We start from the raw sequence: 18,249 nt of genomic DNA, 5'->3' as shown, positions 1-18,249 counted from the left end.
TGGCAGTAGCTCAGGCGAGCCGGTCACGCGCCCATACGGCGCGGAAGCCGACCACACCCGCCGCGTCCACCACGCACACACCGTCAGGCCGGAAGCAGGACAACCCCTCACTGAAGTTGAACCTTCCAATGATGACCGTGCAGTTCCGGCCGCCGCATGTTCACATGCCACACGTCAGCCGGCAGGAAGCGGGCCAAGCCGTCGACACCGCCAGGTCCTTCCTTCCGCCCCCTGAGCGCATCGTCTACTACGGAGGGCTCGGCGCCCTGGCTGTGGCGGGGTTGATCGAGTGGCCGGTGGCGGCCGCCATCGGGGTCGGGACGATGATCGCTCAGCGTGCCCGCGGGAGAGGCCGGGCCCCGGTCTCCGCGCCCCGGGCTCCGACGCCCACCGCACGAGCCGCCGGCACCACCAAACCCGCTGCTCGGACCACCACCACACGGGCCGCCAAACCCACGGCGCGCGCCGCCAAACCCACGGCACGGGCCACCAGGCCCGCGGCACGGGCCGCCGGCACCACCACCCGGCCCACAAGCACCACCGCACGGGCCGCCAAACCCACGGCACGCGCCGCCAAACCCACGGCACGAGCCGCCGGCACCACCGCACGCGCCGCCAAACCCGCGGCACGGGCCACCAAACCCACGGCACGAGCCGCCGCCAAACCCACGGCACGGGCCACCAGACCCACGGCACGAGCCGCCGGCACCACCACGCGGACGACGTCCCGGACCACGAAACCCACCACGCGGACCACCAAGACCACATCGCGTGCCGCCAGAGCCACCTCACGAGCCGCCGGCACCACCGCGCGGACGACGAGGACCACGAAACCCACCACGCGGACCGCCAAGACCACGTCACGCGCCGCCAGAGCCACCTCACGAGCCGCCGGCACCACCGCGCGGACCGCCAAGACCACGTCACGCGCCGCCAGGCCCACCTCACGAGCCGCCGGCACCACCGCGCGGACGACGAGGACCACGAAACCCACCGCACGAGCCGCAGGCACCACCTCACGGACCGCCAAGACCGCGTCGCGCGCCACCAGATCCGCATCGCGGACCTCGGCGTCCGTTTCCCGTGCCGCGAGCTCCGCCTCCAGGGCCACCAGGTCCGCCGCCCGCCCGAAGACCTCGACCCGCAGGAGCACCTCCAAGTGATCACAGTGATGGGGCCGATCGGGCCACGTGTAACCACGGCCTGATCGGCCTCGTCATCTCGTCTACTGGAGATCCGGATGTTCCTGCCCCGTCTGCTCTCTCTTCCCGCGGAAACTCTCTGGGGTGCCATGCCCGAAGTGATCCGCAACGCCCTGAGGCATTCCCGAGGAAGGCGAATCTGTCCTGGTGGGCTCCGTATCGACCTGTACGTGATCGGCGGTCCCGGCAGCGGGCGGACGGCGCGACGGCTGGAGAACTCGCTGCTGAAGGTGGAGGGGGTCGAGCGGGCGGAGGTCAACGGCGCCCTCGGGGTCGTGTTCGTGGGGTGCGACCCCGACTCGGTCGACCTGGAGAAGCTGGTGGCGGTCGTCGATTCGTTCGACAACGCTGACGACGGCGACGGCGACGGCGAGCCGGACGTGGACGAGGACGCCGAGTTTGACGACGAGTCGCTGCCGGGCCCGGTGTCCCTCGCTTCCGAATACGCGGAGCACCGCATCGCCAACCCGGTGCGGAGCCACACGCGCATGGGCATCCGGCTCGGCGGGAGCCTGGTCGGAACGAGCATGGCGCTCGCCGGGCGGGTGATGCACGTGCTGCCGCTCACCCCGATCATTCCCGCCCTGCTGAGCCTGGCCGAGTCCACCCCGAAGGTCCGCACCGAACTGGACCGCCACCTCGGCGTTCCGACCGCCTCCGCCCTGCTCGAGACGGCGGACATCGTCACCTACACGCTGGCGTTGCGTCCGCTGGGAATGCTCGTCCAGTCGGCCACCGCCGTCGGCCGCTACCTTGAGACGCGCGACACGCGACGGGCCTGGGAGAGGCACGAGCACGAACTGGGTTCGTGGGGAGGCTCCTACCACCACATCCGCGCGGCTAGGAAACCGCGCCCGTCCCCCATGTCCACCAGCCCCGTGCGACGGTTCGAGCACGTCGCGAGCCAGGTGGCGGTGGGCGCCACCGGGCTGACGTACCTCCTCGGCAAAAACCGGGAACGGACCATCGCCATGCTCACCGCGGCGACCCCCAACGCCGCGAAGCTGGGCCGCGAATCCTTCGCCTCCGCGATCGGGCGCGCCCTGGCGCGGCGCGGCGCGGTCGTTCTCAACAGCCGCGCCCTGCGCCACATGGACGGCATCGACACGGTCATCCTCGACGCCGAAGTGCTCGACACGGGTTCCTGGGAGATCGACCGCATCGTACCCCTCGGCGACGCCGACACCGACGGACTGCACGCGCGGCTCTACGCCCTGCTCGACCTCACCGACCCCGGCGCGCGGCGGGAACACGAGGAGTGGACGGCCGAGCCGGTGCCGGGCCCGGCCGGGCTCATCACGGCGGACGCCGAGGAATGGGAGGCTCGGGGGCTCCGGGCCGTCCGCGTGGCGAGGCAGGGCGTTCCCGTGGCCCTGGTCGGCATGGCGCCGCAGGTGGACCCGCTGGCCGACGCGATCGTCACCGCGGCCAAGGCCGCGGGCACCGTGCTGCTGGCGGGAGGTGATCTGGGGCTCGGTCTGCGGCTCGGCGTCGACGAGTTCATACTGGACGCCTCCCGGCTGACCCGGTCGGTCCGCGAGCTCCAGGCGGACGGTCACGGGGTCGCCGTGGTGTCGGGACGCCGCATGACCGCGCTGGCCCACGCCGACCTGGGTATCGGCGTGCTGTCCCGCTCGGGCCGGGTGCCCTGGGACGCGGATGTGATCGGCGCACTCGAGGAGATCCACCTGCTGCTGAGCTGCCTGGCACCGGCGAGGAAAACGAGCGAGCGGTGCGCATGGCTCGACGCCACGGGAGCGACCGCCGGAGGCGCGCTGACCGCCCTCGGGCCGCCGTCGCGGTCACTGGGCAGGGCGCAGCTCTCAAGTGACTGCACCGCGATGGCCGCCATCGTCACGGGTGTGTGGGCGGGCTGGCACGCCGGGCAGGAGACGCCGCCGGTCCGGGTGGACCAGACCCCCTGGCACGCGATGTCGACCAAGGACGTCCTGTCCCTGCTGGGCTCCTCGCCCAGCGGGATCACCGAGGCCGAGGCCATCCGGCGCAGGACCTCGGCGGGATCCGCGGAGTCCGAGCGTCCCGCCTCGCTGCTCCGCGCGTCCGCCGAGGAGCTGGCCAACCCGCTGACCCCGGTCCTGGCCACCGGGGCGGGCCTGTCGGCCCTGGTCGGCTCGATCTCCGACTCGGTGATGATAGCCACGGTGGTGTTCGCCAACGCGTTCATCGGAGGGGGCCAGCGGTTCACCGCCGAACGGGCGTTGCATCGCCTGACCGAGTCGGTCGCGATCCGGGTTCGGCTGCGCCGCCCCAACGAGGGCGTGAGCGTGACGGTCGAAGACCTCGTACCGGGCGATGTGCTCGAATTGCGCGCGGGCGACACCGTGCCGGCCGACTGCCGGGTGCTCAGGGCAACGGGCCTGGAGATCGACGAGGCCGCGCTGACCGGCGAGTCCCAGCTCGTCACCAAGTCGCCGGCGCCCATCAACGCACCCGCCGTCGCCGACCGGAGCTCGATGGTCTACGAGGGTACGACCGTGGCGGCCGGTAGCGGGCTGGCCGTGGTGGTCGCGGCGGGCGAGGCGACCGAGGCTGCCAGGACCGCCAGGCTCGCCAAGGAGCGGCCACCCGTCTCGGGCGTGCAGTTGCGACTGCGGAAGCTGAGCCGCCGGATCCTTCCGGTCGCGGTCGGCTCCGGCTTCGTCCTGCTCGCCGCCGACCTGCTGCGCGGCAGGTCGATGGTCGAGGCGCTCGCGCCCGCGGTGAGCCTCGCCGTCGCCGCCGTGCCCGAGGGGCTGCCTTTCGTCGCCTCGGTCGCGGAACTCGCCGCCGCCCGGCGGCTGTCGACCCGCAACACCCTGGTGCCCAACCCCTCCACGATCGAGGCCCTCGGCCGGGTGAACGTGCTCTGCTTCGACAAGACCGGGACGCTCACCGAGGGGCGCATCAGCCTGCGGTGCGTCTCGGACGGGCAGGACGAACGTCTCGTCGAGGCGTTGACGCCCGAGATGAGGCACATCGTGGCCGCGGGGCTGCGCGCGTGCCCGCGGCACGATGAGGGGCGTCCCATCGCGCACCCCACCGATCGCGCCGTGGTGAACGGGGCCGAGCAGCTGGGCGTGGTGCCCAGGGAGGGCACAGGGAGCTGGGAGAGGGTCGACGAGCTTCCCTTCGAGCCCGGGCGCGGCTATCACGCGGTACTCGGCGCGAGCGACTCGGGGCCGCTGCTGAGCGTCAAGGGCGCTCCGGAGGTCGTGGTCACCCGCTGCACGTCCGTACTTCGCGACGGTCAGGTGGTCCCCCTCACGGATTCCCTTGAGGCGGAGCTGGAGAAGGAGCTCGACCAGCTCGCCCGGCAGGGCTACCGGGTGCTCGCGGTCGCGGAGCGCGCCGCCTCCGACCGTCGCGACCTCGACGAGTCCCGCATCCAGGGTCTGTGCTTCCTGGGCTTCCTCGGCCTGGCCGACCCGGTGAGGCCCACGGCGGCCGAAAGCGTCGGCCGGCTGACACGGGCGGGCGTACGCATCATCATGATCACGGGTGACCATCCGAGCACGGCGGAGGCGATCGGCGTCGAGCTGAACGTGCTGAACGGCGGACAGATCATGACGGGGCCCGAGCTGGACGAGATGGACGACGAGACCCTGCTGGAGGCTCTGCCGGACGTGACCGTCTTCGCCAGGACCACCCCGGCCCACAAGGCCAGGATCGTCGGCTGTCTGCGCCGGGCCGGCAAGGTCGTGGCGGTCACCGGGGACGGCGCCAACGACGCCCCCGCGATCCGGCTCGCGGACGTGGGGATCGCCCTCGGCTCCCGCGCGACCCCGGCGGCCAGGGCCGCGGCCGACATCGTGGTGACCGACGACCGCATCGAGACGATCGTCGATGCGATCATCGAGGGCAGGGCCATGTGGGGGTCGGTCCGCGACGCCCTGAGCATCCTGCTGGGCGGCAACATCGGCGAGATCGTCTTCGCGGTCGGATCCAGCCTGATCAGCGGCCGGAACGTACTGAACGCCCGGCAGCTGCTGCTGGTCAACCTGCTCACCGACATGCTGCCCGCGATGGCGGTGGCCTCCCGGCCACCGACCGCGACCAGTCCGGAGAAGCTGCTGGAGGAGGGCCCGGAGGCCTCGCTGGGAGCCTCCCTGACCCGGGACATCTACCTGCGGGCCGCCACCACGGCGAGTGCGGCGGGCGCGGCCTGGGCGATCGGCCGGATGACCGGCACGCGTGGGCGGGCGGACACGATGGGACTGGTCGCGCTGGTGTCGACGCAGTTGCTGCAGACCCTGGCTCTGGGCACCCGGGATCGCACCGTGGTGCTGGCCTCGCTCCTGTCCCTCGGCGTTCTGGGCATGACCGTCTCGGTTCCCGGGCTCTGCCACTTCTTCGGCTGCCGCTTCCTCGGGCCGGTGGGGTGGTTCATCGCCCTGGGCAGTGCCGCCGCCACCACGGCCGCCGGGGTCGCCTTCCAGGCATCCACTCGACAGGTGTCACCGAACGTTCACCGAACGGTAATCTCCTAGCTGGTGACTTAGTCCTGTTTGGTATGGATTATCGCATTAAGCGATCCTTCTCCCTGTGAGGTTGTTATGTCTGGATTCCTCTCCACGGTGCTCGCCAAGGCGGCGGTCATGCTGATCGAGGCCCTCCTCATGCGCGTCATGCAGTCCCTCGTCGTCTCGCTGGCCAGGACCGGCAGCCTCCAGGCCGTCTGACCCGGTTCCGCGGCACGGACCCGGCCGTGACCGCGAGAGAACCGTGACCATGAGAGAACCATGGCCGGGTACACGACCATGACCACGGCGACCGGGGCCCAGGCCGCGGTCGCGATCTTAAAGCTCGCTCAGCGGGCCCGCGAGTTGATGAGCCGGGCGACCTTGAGGTGCCCGGCCGAGCGCAGTACCCGCTCGGCCCTGGCCGGGTCGGCGACCGGCGCCCTCTCCAGCAGGCCACGGGCGGCCTTCAGCTTCAGCAGGCGCCGGACGGACTGGTCGAGCCGCGCCTCCGAGATCTTCCCGGACTTCACCGCGGCCAGCAGCGCCCCATGGGCCTCGCGGTAGTCCGGCGGCATGAGCAGCAGGTCCACCCCGGCCTGGATCGCCCGTACCGCCACCTCCCCGTCGCCATACCTCTTGCGCACCCCCGCCATGTCCAGCGCGTCCGTCGAGACGACCCCGTCGAAGCCGAGCTTCTCCCTGAGCAGCCCGGTCAGGATCGGCCTGGAGAGGGTGGCCGGGTCGCCGGAGGGGTCGAGCTTCGGCATGACGACGTGCGCAGTCATGATCGCGTCGACGTCCTTGCCGATGGCGGCGGCGAAAGGCGGGGCGTCCAGCCTTTTCCACTGGGACAGCGAGTGCTTGATCACCGGCAGACCGGTGTGGCTGTCGACGTTGGTGTCACCATGGCCGGGAAAGTGCTTGGCCGTGGCCGCGATCCCCGCGTCGTGGAAGCCGCGGACCGCGGCGGCGACCATCGGCGCGACCTTCTCCGGATCGGAACCGTAGGCGCGCGGGCCGATCACCGGGTTGCGCGGGTTGATGTTGACGTCGGCGACGGGGGCGAAGTCGAGGTTGATGCCCAGGACGCGCAGCTCGCGGCCGGTCACCTCCGCGGCCCGGCGGGCCAGCGAGGGGTCGCCGGTCGAGCCGATGACCGAGGCGCCCGGCAGGTTGGTGACCAGCGGGGCGAGCCGGGAGACCTGACCGTTCTCCTGGTCCGCGCCGATCAGCAGCGGGATCTCCGGCGACGCCTTCTGCAGCCCGTTGGTCAGCGCCACGACCTGCCTGACGTTCTTGACGTTGCCCGCCCAGGGGAACAGGATCACCCCGCCGGGGCGGTAGCGGGCGACCATCTTCGCCGGGGTGTCCACGCCGAACCGCGCCTGGTTCTCCCCCGACACCGTGTCGGCCGCCTGACCGTAAAGCACCGGCATGAAGAGCTGGCCGACCTTCTCCTCCAGGCTCATCGAGGCGAGCACTGCCTCCACACCGGCCGGCTTCGCCGTCTCGGCGGGCGCGGTCGCCGTGCCCGCGGACTCCGCCGGGCTCACGCTCGCGGAGGACTCGCCGCCCCCGACCGCACCGGACGCCGGTGGAACGGCCCCTCCGGTGCCGACACACCCGACCGCCATCGTCGCGATCACTGCGATCCCCGTCACACGCATCCACCGAGCCATGCCTCTTACGCTATCCGGGCGGATGTCCCGGTGCCCGCGCTCCGAACCGACCGGCGAACCAGAGGCACCTCGGCTCACGGTGCCGACGCGATGCCCGCCAACTGGTCGAGAAGCTCCTCGGCGCCCTCGCCCTCGGCCCTGATCACCACTACGTCCCCCCTCCTGACGTCGAGTGCGAGGACCGACAGGATGCTCTTGGCGTTCACCGGCGAGCCGCCCCCCTTGGCGATGGTGACGTCCAGGGACGCCTTGGTCGCCGCCCGCACGAAGGTCGCGGCGGGCCGGGCGTGCAGGCCGACCTCCGACGTGACGGTGACATGGCGCTCGGCCACGTGTTCCTCCCCAGAGTCGACAGTGCGGTCTAGACCACACGGTGTGTTTGCCGGCCTTTGGCCATCCGATGGCTCAACACCATTTCACATTCTTCGCCATCTCCCGGTCCCGCGGGCCGTCAGGCCGGATCGCTCCACTCGAAAAGCCGGTCACCGGCGTCCACGACCCCCTCGGCGAGGCCGATGACGGCGCTCGCGGTGGCGTCCAGCGCCACGACCGGGCAGATCGGGCGGCGCCCACCCGCTTCGATCCCGGCCGGGTCCCACGCCACCACCGGCTGCCCGGCGCTCACCCGATCGCCCTCCGCGACCAGCAGCTCGAAACCCTCACCCCTGAGCTGAACCGTGTCGATGCCCAGGTGGACGAGGACTCCCCTGCCGTCGTCGCCGACGACCACGAACGCGTGCGGGTGCAGCTTGACGATGGTGCCCGCGATGGGGGAGAACACCCGGCCGGGCGCCCTGTCCGGCTCGATCGCCATGCCGGGCCCGACCAGGCCCTCGGAGAAGACCGGGTCGGGTACCGAGTCGAGTCTCACGGCCACCCCCGCGACCGGTGCCAGAACCGTGGTCACCGCACTCCCCTCGGCATGCCCCCGTCCGCGAGGACACCTCCCTCAGCCGATGATGTCCTCGATGTCGCCGGCGATCGTGTCGGCCTCGGGGCCCACCACCACCTGCACGACGCCGCCGGCCACCATCACGCCGTGCGCGCCGGCCGCTCGCAGGGCCACCTGGTCGACCTTGGAGGCGTCACGCACCTCGGTGCGGAGCCGGGTGATGCACGGTTCGATCTCGATGATGTTGTCCGCACCACCGAGTCCAGCGATGATCGCGTCGGCGTCGGCCGCCATGTCGCCCTCCAGTTGTGATCACCCTGTCCCCAGGGCTATGGGCAGGCTAGAGGAGGTATCGCGATCAGTCGGTCTGGGTCACCTTGTTGAGACCACGTGGGGCGTCCGGGTCGATCCCCAGCCTGCGCGCGAGCGCCTCGGTGAGCAGCTGACCGGGGACGATCAGGCCCAGCGGCGCGACCCACTCGGGCAGGTCGGGGCCGTTCAGCGCGGCGGTGGAGACCGAGGAGAGCGCGGTACCGCCGCCGACCGTGTAGGCCGAGGCTCCCGCGCCGGTCACCCGCTCGGCGAGCGCCACGGTGCCGGCCAGGGTCGGGCCCTCGCCCGCCGCGACCAGGATCGCCGGGGTGTCGGAGTCGACCACGGCGATCGGGCCGTGCAGCAGGTCCGCGTACGACAGGCCCATGGCGTGCAGGTAGCACGCCTCCTTGAGCTTGAGCGCCAGCTCCAGCGCGGTGGAGAAGGCCAGCCCCCGGCCGGAGACCACGACGCCGGGCTTGTCCGCCAGCCCCTCGACGATCGCCTCCAGATCACCCGGGTCGCCGACCAGCTTCTCGACCGCGTCCGGGACCCGCCGCAGGTCGCCGGGGTCGACGTCCGCGCCGAGACCGAGGGCGAGCACGGCGAGGGCGGCGAGCTGGGTGGTGTAGGTCTTGGTGGCGGGGACGGCCTTCTCCTCGCCCGCCACCGTGCACAGGGCGAGGTCCGCGGCCTGGGCCAGGGGGCTCTGCTCTCCGCCGTTGGTGATGGCCACGGTCCGGGCCCCACAGTCCTTCGCCCAGGCGAGGGTCTCGACGATCTCCTCGGTCCTGCCCGACTGGGAGAGGGCGACGGCCAGCACGCCGTCGAGGTCCAGCCTGCGCCGGTAGGTGGTGGCGATCGAGGGGGCGGCGAGCGTGGAGAGCCTGCTCGTGTGCGCCTCGGCCAGATAACGGCCGTAGACTGCGGCGTTGTCGGAGGTGCCACGGGCGATGAACAGCAGCTGGCGGGTCTGCCCCGCGAGCCGCTCCACCTCCCCGACCCTGGGGAGGAGGGCGTCGAGCGTGGCTCGCAACGCGGCGGGCTGCTCGGCTATCTCGCTGCGCATCTTGGTCGTCATCTTGCGCTCATCCTTCGGCTCGGACGGACGAGATCGGGCCGTTATCGATCCGTCTCCGGTCCGTACGTTGACACCCTTTTCCGGCCTGTGGTCTAGTCCGGACTAGACCAGTACGAACCATAACTCATCAGACACCTCAGATCGAGGGGGGAGGATCCTGTGGCCCAGATCGATCCGGACAGCCCGGTGCCCAAGTACTTCCAGCTGCGGGAGATCCTGCTCGATCTCATCGAGAACAACGAGCTGGCGATCGGCACCGCGATCCCGTCCGAGCGCGAACTCTGCCAGCGCTTCGGCCTGTCCCGCATGACCGTCCGGCAGGCCGTCGACCACCTGGTCTCCGAGGGCAGGCTCCAGCGGGTCGCCGGCAAGGGCACCTTCGTGGCCCGCCCCAAGATCGAGATGGCCCTGCGGCTGACCTCCTTCAGCGAGGAGATGCGCACCAGGGGCATGGAACCCGGCTCCCGCGACCTGGACCGCCGGGTGGTCAGGGCCAGCGCGCACCTGGCCAGGGAACTCGGCATCCAGCCGGGCGACGAGGTCCACTTCATCGAACGGCTGCGGACCGCGGCGGGCGAGCCCATGTGCATCGAGCGGGCGCACATCCCCGTCTCCATCGCACCCGACCTCGACACCCACGACCTGACAGGCCGCTCCCTCTACGCCCTGCTGGAGACCCGCTACGGCCTGGTGCTCGACGCCGGCGAGCTCACCATCGACGGTGGCATCGCCGACCCCGGCGACGCCGACCTGCTGAAACTGCCACGCGGCGGGGCCGTGCTGCTGCTGCAGCGGCGCTCCTACGCGGGTGGCGTCTGCGCCGAACTCGGGGTCTCCACCTATCGCGCCGACCGCTACCAACTCCGTACGATCCTGGAGCTACCGACCCGCCGCGCCTGACCCCACCCTTCGCCGCACTCCTCCCTCCCACCCCCTGGAGGAAAGCCCGATGAGTCCCCCCTCGGCGGACGCGGGCCTGTCCGCCGCCCACCGGCCCGGGTCCGCCGCGATGAGCGTGCTCCAGCGCCTGGGACGTTCTCTGATGCTGCCGATCGCGGTCCTGCCCGCCGCGGGCCTGCTGTTCAGGCTCGGCCGGGACGACCTCCTCGGCCGGACCGACAGCGTCCTGCTCGACGACGTGGCCCGCGTCGTCGGCACGGCGGGCGGCGCGATCTTCGACAACCTGCCCATCCTGTTCGCGATCGGTGTCGCCATCGGGTTCGCCCGCAAGGCCGACGGCTCCACCGCCCTGGCGGCGCTTGTCGGCTATCTGGTCTTCCACGCCGTCAGCATGAACATGTTCTTCATCCTGTTCGACGCCGACCTGAGGGAGTCCATCACCACCGAGGTGTTCGAGCGGGCCACCCCCGGCGTTCCCAGCGTGGTACTCGACCTCGGCGCGCAGAACCCGACCAGGGTGCTCGGCGGCATCATCATGGGCCTGGTCTCGGCACTGCTCTGGCAGCGCTACCACCGCACCAGGCTGCCGACCTGGCTGGCCTTCTTCGGCGGGCGCCGCCTGGTGCCGATCCTCACCGCCTTCGCCGGGCTCGTGATCGGGGTGTTCCTTGGCTTCGTCTGGCCGGTGCTCGGCGGCTGGGTCCGTGCCTCCGGGACCTGGCTCGCCTCCAACAGCGAACTCGGCGCCGGGGTCTACGGCATGGTCAACCGCGCCCTGCTCCCCCTCGGCATGCATCACATCGTCAACAACGTGATCTGGACCCAGGTTCCCGAGTGCGTGGTCGACGGCAAGAAACTCGCCGGGGACCTGATCTGCTTCAACAGCGGCGCCGTCGGCTACGGCGGCTTCGAGGCCGGCTTCTACCCGGTCCTCATGTTCGGCCTGCCGGCCGCCGCGATCGCCATCTGGCGGGCCGCACCGCCGCACCGGCGCACCGCGGTCGGCTCGATCATGATCTCCGCGGCGCTCACCGCCTTCCTCACCGGGATCACCGAGCCGATCGAGTTCGCCTTCATCTTCGTGGCTCCGGTGCTGTTCGTGATCCACATCGTGCTGACCGGCATCTCCTTGGCCCTCGCCTCCGCCCTGGGCGCCAAGCTCGCCTTCAGCTTCTCCTCAGGGCTGATCGACCTGGGCCTGTACGGGACCGCGCCCAACGCCCGGGGGATACCGATCGTCATCGTGATGGGGCTGGTCTACGCGGTGATCTACTACTCCGTGTTCAGCTTCCTGATCAGGAAGATGAACATCATGACCCCCGGCCGCGAGCCCGAACCCGACATCGACTCCGGCGAGCCGGCCGCGCCCCCCGGTGCGGCGCCTGGCGGCCCTGACACCGGGCCGCCCGGCTCCTGAAGCGGTTTCGGCCGTCCAGCGAAGATCACGACTCGGGCCGGAACCCGCCCCCCTCGGGGATGGACCACTCCAGCTCAAGGTCACCTTCTCCGCCCGAAGGGACGAACCAACCGGGATTTTCAGAAAGTTGGCGGACCGCGTATCTGGGCAGTGGGCCGGAAACTCCTTCAAGTGTCAGTTTCCCCACCCGCAAGCCGAGCCCAATCGGAGTCACCCATGTCGCCCCCACGACGTCCGGCGCCGCTCCCCCGGATCGCGCCGTCCCCCGCCGCCGAGCCGCCCTACGACGAGGACCGCCCCGCGACGGACATCCCGGCCATGCCTCCGTACGTGCAGGGAACCCTCGCCCTCGCCCTCGAACCCGAGGCTCCGGCACCTCCGACCGGGAAGCCGCTGATCTGGGGCCCGCCGGGGGCGATCCCCGACGAGCGGCGGCTGCGCGCCCTCGCGCAGGCCGTCGCCGAGATCCTGGCCGGCAGGCGGCCGCCGGCGAGCGTCTCCTGTCACCTGACCGGCAGGGCCCAGGCCGAGCTGACCAGGAGCGGGAAGATCATCAACAGCGCACGCCCGCCCCGGGCGGGCAGGGCCCACATCTCCCAGCCCGAGGACGGGGTGGTGGAGATGTGCGCCGTGGTCGACTGCGGTGACCGCTCGCGCGTCCTGGCGCTCAGGCTGGAGCGCAGGGGCGTGCGGTGGCTCTGCACCGAGTTCGAGACGACTCCCTGACACGCCGGAGGGCCCGCACCATGGTGCGGGCCCTCCGGTCGGCGATCAGACCTCGACGTTCTTGGGGTCGCCGTGGCAGCGCTTGTACTTCTTGCCGGAACCGCAGGGGCACGGCGCGTTGCGCTCGACGTTGCCGTACGCGTCACGCTCGGCCTTGGTGCTGACCCGGGTGTGCTCCACCTCACCGCTCTCCCCCGGAGCCGTGTACTCCAGCTCGGCGGGGCGCTGCGGGCCGCGCAGGCCACGGGCGATGATCGAGCGGGTCTCCGCGATCGCCGCGTCCTCGGAGGGCTCGGCCTCCTCGACGATCGGGTTGCTCTGCACCTCGACCTCAAGGTTGAACAGGTAGCCGACCGACTCCTCCTTGATGCCCTCAAGCATCTGGGTGAACATCTCGAAGCCCTCGCGCTGGTATTCGATCAGCGGGTCGCGCTGGGCCATCGCGCGCAGGCCGATGCCCTCCTGGAGGTAGTCCATCTCGTACAGGTGCTCGCGCCACTTGCGGTCCAGAACCGACAGGATGACGCGGCGCTCCAGCACCCGCATGCCCTCCGGGTTCATGGCCTGCGCGTTGATCTCCTCCTCGCGACGGTCGTAGGCGGCCATCGCGTCGGCCTTCACCCGCTCGTTGAGGAACTGGGCGGTGAGCTCCTCGCGGCCCCCGGCCTCCTCGATGAGCTCGTCGGCGGTGATGCTGATCGGGTAGAGCTGGCCGAGCGCCTTCCACAGCTTGTCGAGGTCCCACTCCTCGGCGAAGCCCTCGGCGGTGGCACCCGCGATGTACTCGTCGATCACGTCGTTGACGAAGCCGCGGATCTGCTCGTGCAGGTCCGCGCCCTCCAGCACCCGGTGGCGCTCGGCGTAGATCACCTTGCGCTGCCGGTTCATGACCTCGTCGTACTTCAGAACGTTCTTGCGGATCTCGAAGTTCTGCTGCTCGACCTGGTGCTGCGCGGAGGCGATGGCCTTCGAGACGATGCCCGACTCGATCGGTACGTCGTCCGGGATGTTGAGGCGCGTCATGATCATCTCGACCCTGGCCGAGTTGAACAGGCGCATGAGGTCGTCCTCAAGCGAGAGGTAGAAGCGCGACTCGCCCGGGTCTCCCTGACGGCCGGAACGACCGCGGAGCTGGTTGTCGATGCGCCGCGACTCGTGCCGCTCGGTGCCCAGGACGTAGAGGCCGCCGAGTTCGGTGACCTCGTCGTGCTCGGCCTTCACGGCCTCCTTGGCCTTCTCCAGCGCCTCGCCCCAGGCCTTCTCGTACTCCTCCGGGGTCTCGACCGGGTCGAGGCCGCGGCTGCGCAGCTCCAGGTCGGCACGGAAGTCGGGGTTGCCACCGAGCATGATGTCGGTGCCTCGACCGGCCATGTTGGTGGCCACGGTGACGGCGTGCTTGCGGCCCGCCTCGGCGATGATCGCGGCCTCACGGGCGTGGTTCTTCGCGTTGAGGACCTCGTGCTTGATGCCCTTGCGCTTGAGCTCCTTGGCCAGGCGCTCGGACTTGGCGACGCTCGTGGTGCCGACCAGGACCGGCTGGCCCTTCTCGTAGCGCTCCTTGATGTCCTCGACGCTGGCCAGGAACTTGGCGTCCTCGGTCTTGTAGACCACGTCGGCCTGATCCTTGCGGATCATCGGCCGGTTCGTCGGGATCGGGACGACGCCGAGCTTGTAGGTCTGGTGGAACTCGTTGGCCTCGGTCGCCGCGGTGCCGGTCATGCCGGAGAGCGTCTCGTAGAGGCGGAAGTAGTTCTGCAGCGTGATCGTGGCGAGAGTCTGGTTCTCGTCCTTGATCTTGACGCTTTCCTTCGCCTCGATGGCCTGGTGCATGCCCTCGTTGTAGCGGCGGCCGTGCAGGACGCGACCGGTGAACTCGTCGACGATCAGGACCTCACCGTCGACGACGATGTAGTCCTTGTCCTTCTTGTAGAGCTCCTTGGCCTTCAGCGCGTTGTTGAGGAAGCCGACCAGGTGGGTGTGCTCGGGCTTGTAGAGGTTCTCGATGCCGAGCCAGTCCTCGACCTTCTCCACGCCGGACTCGAAGATGCCGACCGTGCGCTTCTTCTCGTCGACGGCGTAGTCGCCGGTGTTCTCCTCGCCGTCCTTGCCCTCGGTGCCCCTGCGGAGCCGGGGAACGATCTTGGCGAACTCGGAGTACCACTTGCCGGACTGCTCGCCGGGCCCTGAGATGATCAGCGGCGTCCTGGCCTCGTCGATGAGGATCGAGTCGACCTCGTCGACGACGGCGAAGTGGTGACCGCGCTGGACGCACTCCTCCAGCGACCACGCCATGTTGTCGCGCAGGTAGTCGAAGCCGAACTCGTTGTTCGTGCCGTAGGTGATGTCCGCGTTGTACTGCTTGCGGCGCTCGTCGGAGGGCATGTTGGCCAGGATCACGCCGACCTCGAGGCCGAGGAAGCGGTGGATGCGGCCCATCTCGTCGCCGTCGCGCTTGGCCAGGTAGTCGTTGACCGTGATGACGTGGACGCCCTTGCCCGAGATGGCGTTGAGATAGGTGGGCAGCGTACAGGTGAGGGTCTTGCCCTCACCGGTGCGCATCTCCGAGATGTTGCCCATGTGCAGGTTGGCCCCGCCCATGATCTGCACGTCGAAGTGGCGCTTGCCCAGCACCCGCCGGGACGCCTCGCGAACGGTGGCGAAGGCCTCGGGAAGCAGGTCGTCGAGAGACTCACCGTCGATGTAGCGCTGCTTGTAGTCGGCGGTCAGCGCGCGAAGCTCGGCATCGGTCAGGCTCGTGAAGTCGTCTTCAATGGAGTTGACCTGGTCGGCGATCCGCTTGAGCTTACGCAGAAGCTTGCCTTCGCCGGCGCGAAGAATCTTATCGAGAAAGGCTGGCACTTTAGGTAAAGCTCCTCGCAGGTCTTCCGCGGCCGGACCGGCCCGGCTGAGGACGAGACATGGTTCTCCGCTGCCATCGTAGGCGGTTCCGCCACCAGACACAGCCACCCTGAAAGACGCTCTTGCGGCCTGTGGAGTTCCTTGCCCGCTTCTTTGAGAGAGTACGGCCAACTTCAAAGGGTATGTCGTCTTTTGTCATGTCCGCATCAGGTGATCGTGTGGACACGACACCGCCCCCCCGGAGGGAGAGGCCGTGACGGCGAGGGAGAACCACTGGGGCAGGGCGTCGTCCTGGCTGACGGTGACCGTGATCATGTTGGGTTTCGCCGTCGCCGGAACCGGCCTCTGCATGGGTCCCGACTGGTTTCTCCTGTGGGCGGGCACGGCGGTCTGCGTCATCGGGGCCATCCTGGTGCCGGTCTTCCGGGTCTTCCAGGACGTCGTCGTGGACGGGCCCCGCACGACGCGCGACCAGAGCGCCCGGGGCGTCCTCGGCTGACGCCGGGTGGGATTCGCCCTCACTCGACCCGAATCCACCCCGTCCGGCGATGTTCTGACACCGGCATAGCATTTTCGTCGGTGTCAGACGCTAGCCTCAGCCGCACACCGTGTTGTCTTCTCCCGGGGCGGTCAATGAAGCTCTCCCTCTCTTCGGACGAGGCCCGTCGTATCGTCCTCCGCGCTCAGGGGTTCCTCGGCGCGGAGTCCCGGCGCGGCGGCGCCCCCGCGGCCCTGCGCCGCCTGGGTGCCGTCCAGCTCGACACGATCTCCGTGCTGGCCCGCTCCCACGAACTGGTCGCGTACGCCCGCCTCGGCGCCGTCGGCAGGCGGGAGGTCGAGCGGGCCTACTGGGACGAGCCCGCCAGGGCCTTCGAGTACTGGTGTCATGCCGCCTGCGTCCTGCCGATCGGCGACTGGCCGCTGTACGCCTTCAGACGGAGGTATTTCCGGGCCAGGAAGTTCCGCTGGCACGAGGTGCCCGACAGTGTCGACAAGGTGCTGCAACGGGTCCGCGAGAGCGGCCCGATCACCACCGCCGACATCGGCGGAGCCAAGAAGGGCGGCCCGTGGTGGGACTGGTCCGACTCCAAGATCGCCATTGAGTGGCTGCTCGACACCGGCGAGGTCGTCTGCACGCGCAGGGTGGGCTGGCGCCGCGTCTACGACCTGGCCGAGCGCACGGTCCCCGGGCACCTGCTGGCCGAGGAGCCGTCCGACGCCGAGTGCGTCACCCGGCTCGCCGGCATCGCCGGGCGCGCGCTCGGGGTGGCCACCCGCGCCGACCTCGTCGACTTCCTGCGTCTGAAGGCGCCCGAGGCGCTGCTGCTCGACAGGTGCCTGCGCGACGGGTCCGCCGGGCTGGTCCCCGTCCGCGTCCCCGAATGGCCCGAGCGCGCCGCCGACGCCTGGGCCGATCCCACCGCGCTGGAGACCGAGCCAAGGGGCCGGCACCGTACGACCCCGCTCTCCCCGTTCGACTCCCTCGTCTGGGATCGCGCGCGCACCGCCCGCGTGTTCGGTTTCAACCACCGCCTTGAGGCGTACGTTCCCAAGGAGAAGCGCGTCCACGGCTACTTCACGATGCCGGTCCTGGCCGGAGGCCGGCTGATCGGGCGTGTCGACCCCGCCCGCGAGGGTTCCACCCTGGTGGCCCGCCAGGTGAGCCTTGAGCCCGGCGTCGCCCCCGGCAGGGGCGCGACCTCGCTGGCCGGGGCGCTCTGGGAGGCGGCGAGCTGGGTCGGCTGCGATGCCGTCCGGGTCGAGCGGGTGGATCCCCTGCTGGCGGGCCCCCTTCAGGACGCCCTGAGCCGGGTGCGCTGAGCACGGGCGCACCGGGCCGACGCTGAGCCGTGACGCTGAGCCGTCGGGCCGCCCGGGCGCCGCAGGGCCTCGGCCGTCGCGCCCGTGACGGCGGCACGGGTGCGGTGACCGTCCCGCGGTCACCGCACCGGGGGTGGGTCAGGTGATCTCAAGCATCCGCTCGCGGACCGCGTAGACCACCGCCTCCATCCGGGAGTGGAGCTGGAGCTTGTCCAGGATGTTCCTGACGTGGTTCTTCACTGTGTTCTCGGAGATGAACAGCTGCTTGGCGATCTCGCGGTTGTTCATCCCCTTCGCGACCAGGCGGAGCACCTCCATCTCCCGATCGGTCAGGCGCGGGACGGGGAGCTGTGGGGGCCGCTCGGCCTCCTTGCGGCTCATGCTGGCGAACTCGCTGATGAGCTTGGCGGCCATCGCCGGATTGATCAGCGACTGTCCTTCGTGGACACCGCGTACGGCCTCCGGCACCTCGTCGAGCTGGACGTTCTTCAGCAGGTAGCCGGTGGCACCCGCCTTGATCGCCTCGAAAAGATCCTCTTCCTCGTCACTCACGGTCAACATGATGATCCGCGTGCTCGGCACCGAGGCCTTGATCTCACGAGTGGCCTCGATACCGCTTCTCCGTGGCATCCGGACGTCCATGAGCATGACATCCGGAGTGAGGCGGTCGGCGAGCTCGACCGCCTCTTGCCCGTCGCTCGCCTCGCCGACAACCTCGATGTCCGTCTCCGCGGCCAGCGCCATCTCCAGACTGCGGCGGATCAGCGCGTGATCGTCAACGATCAGCACGCGGATCGGTTCGCCGCGTCCGGTCGGGCTGGTTGCGTCGTCGGGTTCCGTCACGCCTCCTCCTCGGGGGGCCAGAGCCGGTGGACCGCCATGATTACACGGGTTTCATGG

15 protein-coding genes are annotated in these 18,249 nt (G+C 70.2%); 7 read left to right on the top strand and 8 right to left on the bottom strand.

The window, feature by feature from the left end; translation table 11 throughout:
- Positions 1-331: 331 nt before the first annotated feature.
- On the bottom strand, positions 332-1,159 hold the full coding sequence (locus ABT061_RS22315; RefSeq protein ID WP_350920887.1) for a hypothetical protein: 828 nt from the start codon (positions 1,157-1,159) through the stop codon (positions 332-334).
- An 81-nt stretch (positions 1,160-1,240) separates the two neighbouring features.
- On the opposite strand from ABT061_RS22315, the gene ABT061_RS22310 reads away from it, so the two are divergent.
- Positions 1,241-5,689 carry an HAD-IC family P-type ATPase gene (locus ABT061_RS22310; RefSeq protein WP_350920885.1) on the top strand — a complete coding sequence of 1,483 codons (4,449 nt, stop codon included), beginning with the start codon at positions 1,241-1,243 and terminating at the stop codon, positions 5,687-5,689.
- 66 nt (positions 5,690-5,755) lie between these two features.
- Positions 5,756-5,881, top strand: a complete 126-nt coding sequence (locus tag ABT061_RS22305) for a hypothetical protein (RefSeq protein WP_350920882.1) — start codon at positions 5,756-5,758, stop codon at positions 5,879-5,881.
- A 128-nt stretch (positions 5,882-6,009) separates the two neighbouring features.
- Here ABT061_RS22305 and ABT061_RS22300 read toward each other — a convergent pair whose 3' ends face one another.
- From ABT061_RS22300 to ABT061_RS22280, 5 genes are all read right to left on the bottom strand, one after another.
- Positions 6,010-7,323, bottom strand: a complete 1,314-nt coding sequence (locus ABT061_RS22300) for a glycoside hydrolase family 3 protein (RefSeq protein ID WP_350920879.1) — start codon at positions 7,321-7,323, stop codon at positions 6,010-6,012.
- A 92-nt stretch (positions 7,324-7,415) separates the two neighbouring features.
- Positions 7,416-7,673, bottom strand: coding sequence for an HPr family phosphocarrier protein (locus ABT061_RS22295; RefSeq protein WP_350920876.1), 258 nt, complete (start codon positions 7,671-7,673; stop codon positions 7,416-7,418).
- A 119-nt stretch (positions 7,674-7,792) separates the two neighbouring features.
- On the bottom strand, positions 7,793-8,248 hold the full coding sequence (locus ABT061_RS22290) for a PTS sugar transporter subunit IIA (RefSeq protein ID WP_350920873.1): 456 nt from the start codon (positions 8,246-8,248) through the stop codon (positions 7,793-7,795).
- 42 nt (positions 8,249-8,290) lie between these two features.
- Positions 8,291-8,527, bottom strand: coding sequence for a PTS sugar transporter subunit IIB (locus ABT061_RS22285; RefSeq protein WP_350920870.1), 237 nt, complete (start codon positions 8,525-8,527; stop codon positions 8,291-8,293).
- 64 nt (positions 8,528-8,591) lie between these two features.
- The gene (locus ABT061_RS22280; RefSeq protein ID WP_350920867.1) at positions 8,592-9,626 is read right to left on the bottom strand and encodes an SIS domain-containing protein; all 1,035 of its coding nucleotides are present in this window, start codon (positions 9,624-9,626) and stop codon (positions 8,592-8,594) included.
- 159 nt (positions 9,627-9,785) lie between these two features.
- Between ABT061_RS22280 and ABT061_RS22275 the strand changes: the two genes are divergently transcribed.
- From ABT061_RS22275 to ABT061_RS22265, 3 genes are all read left to right on the top strand, one after another.
- The gene (locus tag ABT061_RS22275) at positions 9,786-10,526 is read left to right on the top strand and encodes a GntR family transcriptional regulator (protein WP_350920864.1); all 741 of its coding nucleotides are present in this window, start codon (positions 9,786-9,788) and stop codon (positions 10,524-10,526) included.
- Positions 10,527-10,575: 49 nt separating this feature from the next.
- Entirely contained in the window at positions 10,576-11,943 is a 1,368-nt protein-coding gene (locus ABT061_RS22270) for a PTS transporter subunit EIIC (protein ID WP_350920861.1), read from the top strand.
- Between the two features lie 216 nt (positions 11,944-12,159).
- Positions 12,160-12,669 carry an Rv3235 family protein gene (locus ABT061_RS22265; protein ID WP_350920858.1) on the top strand — a complete coding sequence of 170 codons (510 nt, stop codon included), beginning with the start codon at positions 12,160-12,162 and terminating at the stop codon, positions 12,667-12,669.
- Between the two features lie 45 nt (positions 12,670-12,714).
- On the opposite strand, the gene secA is transcribed toward ABT061_RS22265, so the two are convergent.
- Entirely contained in the window at positions 12,715-15,528 is a 2,814-nt protein-coding gene (gene secA / locus ABT061_RS22260; protein WP_350920856.1) for a preprotein translocase subunit SecA, read from the bottom strand.
- A gap of 253 nt (positions 15,529-15,781) precedes the next feature.
- On the opposite strand from secA, the gene ABT061_RS22255 reads away from it, so the two are divergent.
- Complete coding sequence (locus tag ABT061_RS22255; RefSeq protein WP_350920854.1) at positions 15,782-16,027, top strand: HGxxPAAW family protein; 246 nt, start codon at positions 15,782-15,784, stop codon at positions 16,025-16,027.
- A 134-nt stretch (positions 16,028-16,161) separates the two neighbouring features.
- Positions 16,162-17,349 carry a winged helix-turn-helix domain-containing protein gene (locus tag ABT061_RS22250; protein WP_350920851.1) on the top strand — a complete coding sequence of 396 codons (1,188 nt, stop codon included), beginning with the start codon at positions 16,162-16,164 and terminating at the stop codon, positions 17,347-17,349.
- Positions 17,350-17,487: 138 nt separating this feature from the next.
- Here the strand turns inward: ABT061_RS22250 and ABT061_RS22245 are convergent, their stop codons facing one another.
- On the bottom strand, positions 17,488-18,192 hold the full coding sequence (locus ABT061_RS22245; RefSeq protein WP_343978966.1) for a response regulator: 705 nt from the start codon (positions 18,190-18,192) through the stop codon (positions 17,488-17,490).
- Positions 18,193-18,249: the final 57 nt, after the last annotated feature.

This window comes from Streptosporangium sp. NPDC002544 (assembly GCF_040295965.1).
Classification (GTDB): Bacteria; Actinomycetota; Actinomycetes; order Streptosporangiales; family Streptosporangiaceae; genus Streptosporangium.
Note: the sequence above shows the minus strand (reverse complement) of the source record. Positions and strands in the feature narration are given on the sequence as shown.

Coding starts and splice junctions, on each gene's coding strand:
- ABT061_RS22285 (WP_350920870.1), bottom strand. CDS start 8,527: ATGGCGGCCGACGCCGACGCGATCATCGCTGGACTCGGTGGTGCGGAC.
- ABT061_RS22305 (WP_350920882.1), top strand. CDS start 5,756: ATGTCTGGATTCCTCTCCACGGTGCTCGCCAAGGCGGCGGTCATGCTG.
- ABT061_RS22310 (WP_350920885.1), top strand. CDS start 1,241: ATGTTCCTGCCCCGTCTGCTCTCTCTTCCCGCGGAAACTCTCTGGGGT.
- ABT061_RS22280 (WP_350920867.1), bottom strand. CDS start 9,626: ATGACGACCAAGATGCGCAGCGAGATAGCCGAGCAGCCCGCCGCGTTG.
- ABT061_RS22270 (WP_350920861.1), top strand. CDS start 10,576: ATGAGTCCCCCCTCGGCGGACGCGGGCCTGTCCGCCGCCCACCGGCCC.
- ABT061_RS22250 (WP_350920851.1), top strand. CDS start 16,162: ATGAAGCTCTCCCTCTCTTCGGACGAGGCCCGTCGTATCGTCCTCCGC.
- ABT061_RS22265 (WP_350920858.1), top strand. CDS start 12,160: ATGTCGCCCCCACGACGTCCGGCGCCGCTCCCCCGGATCGCGCCGTCC.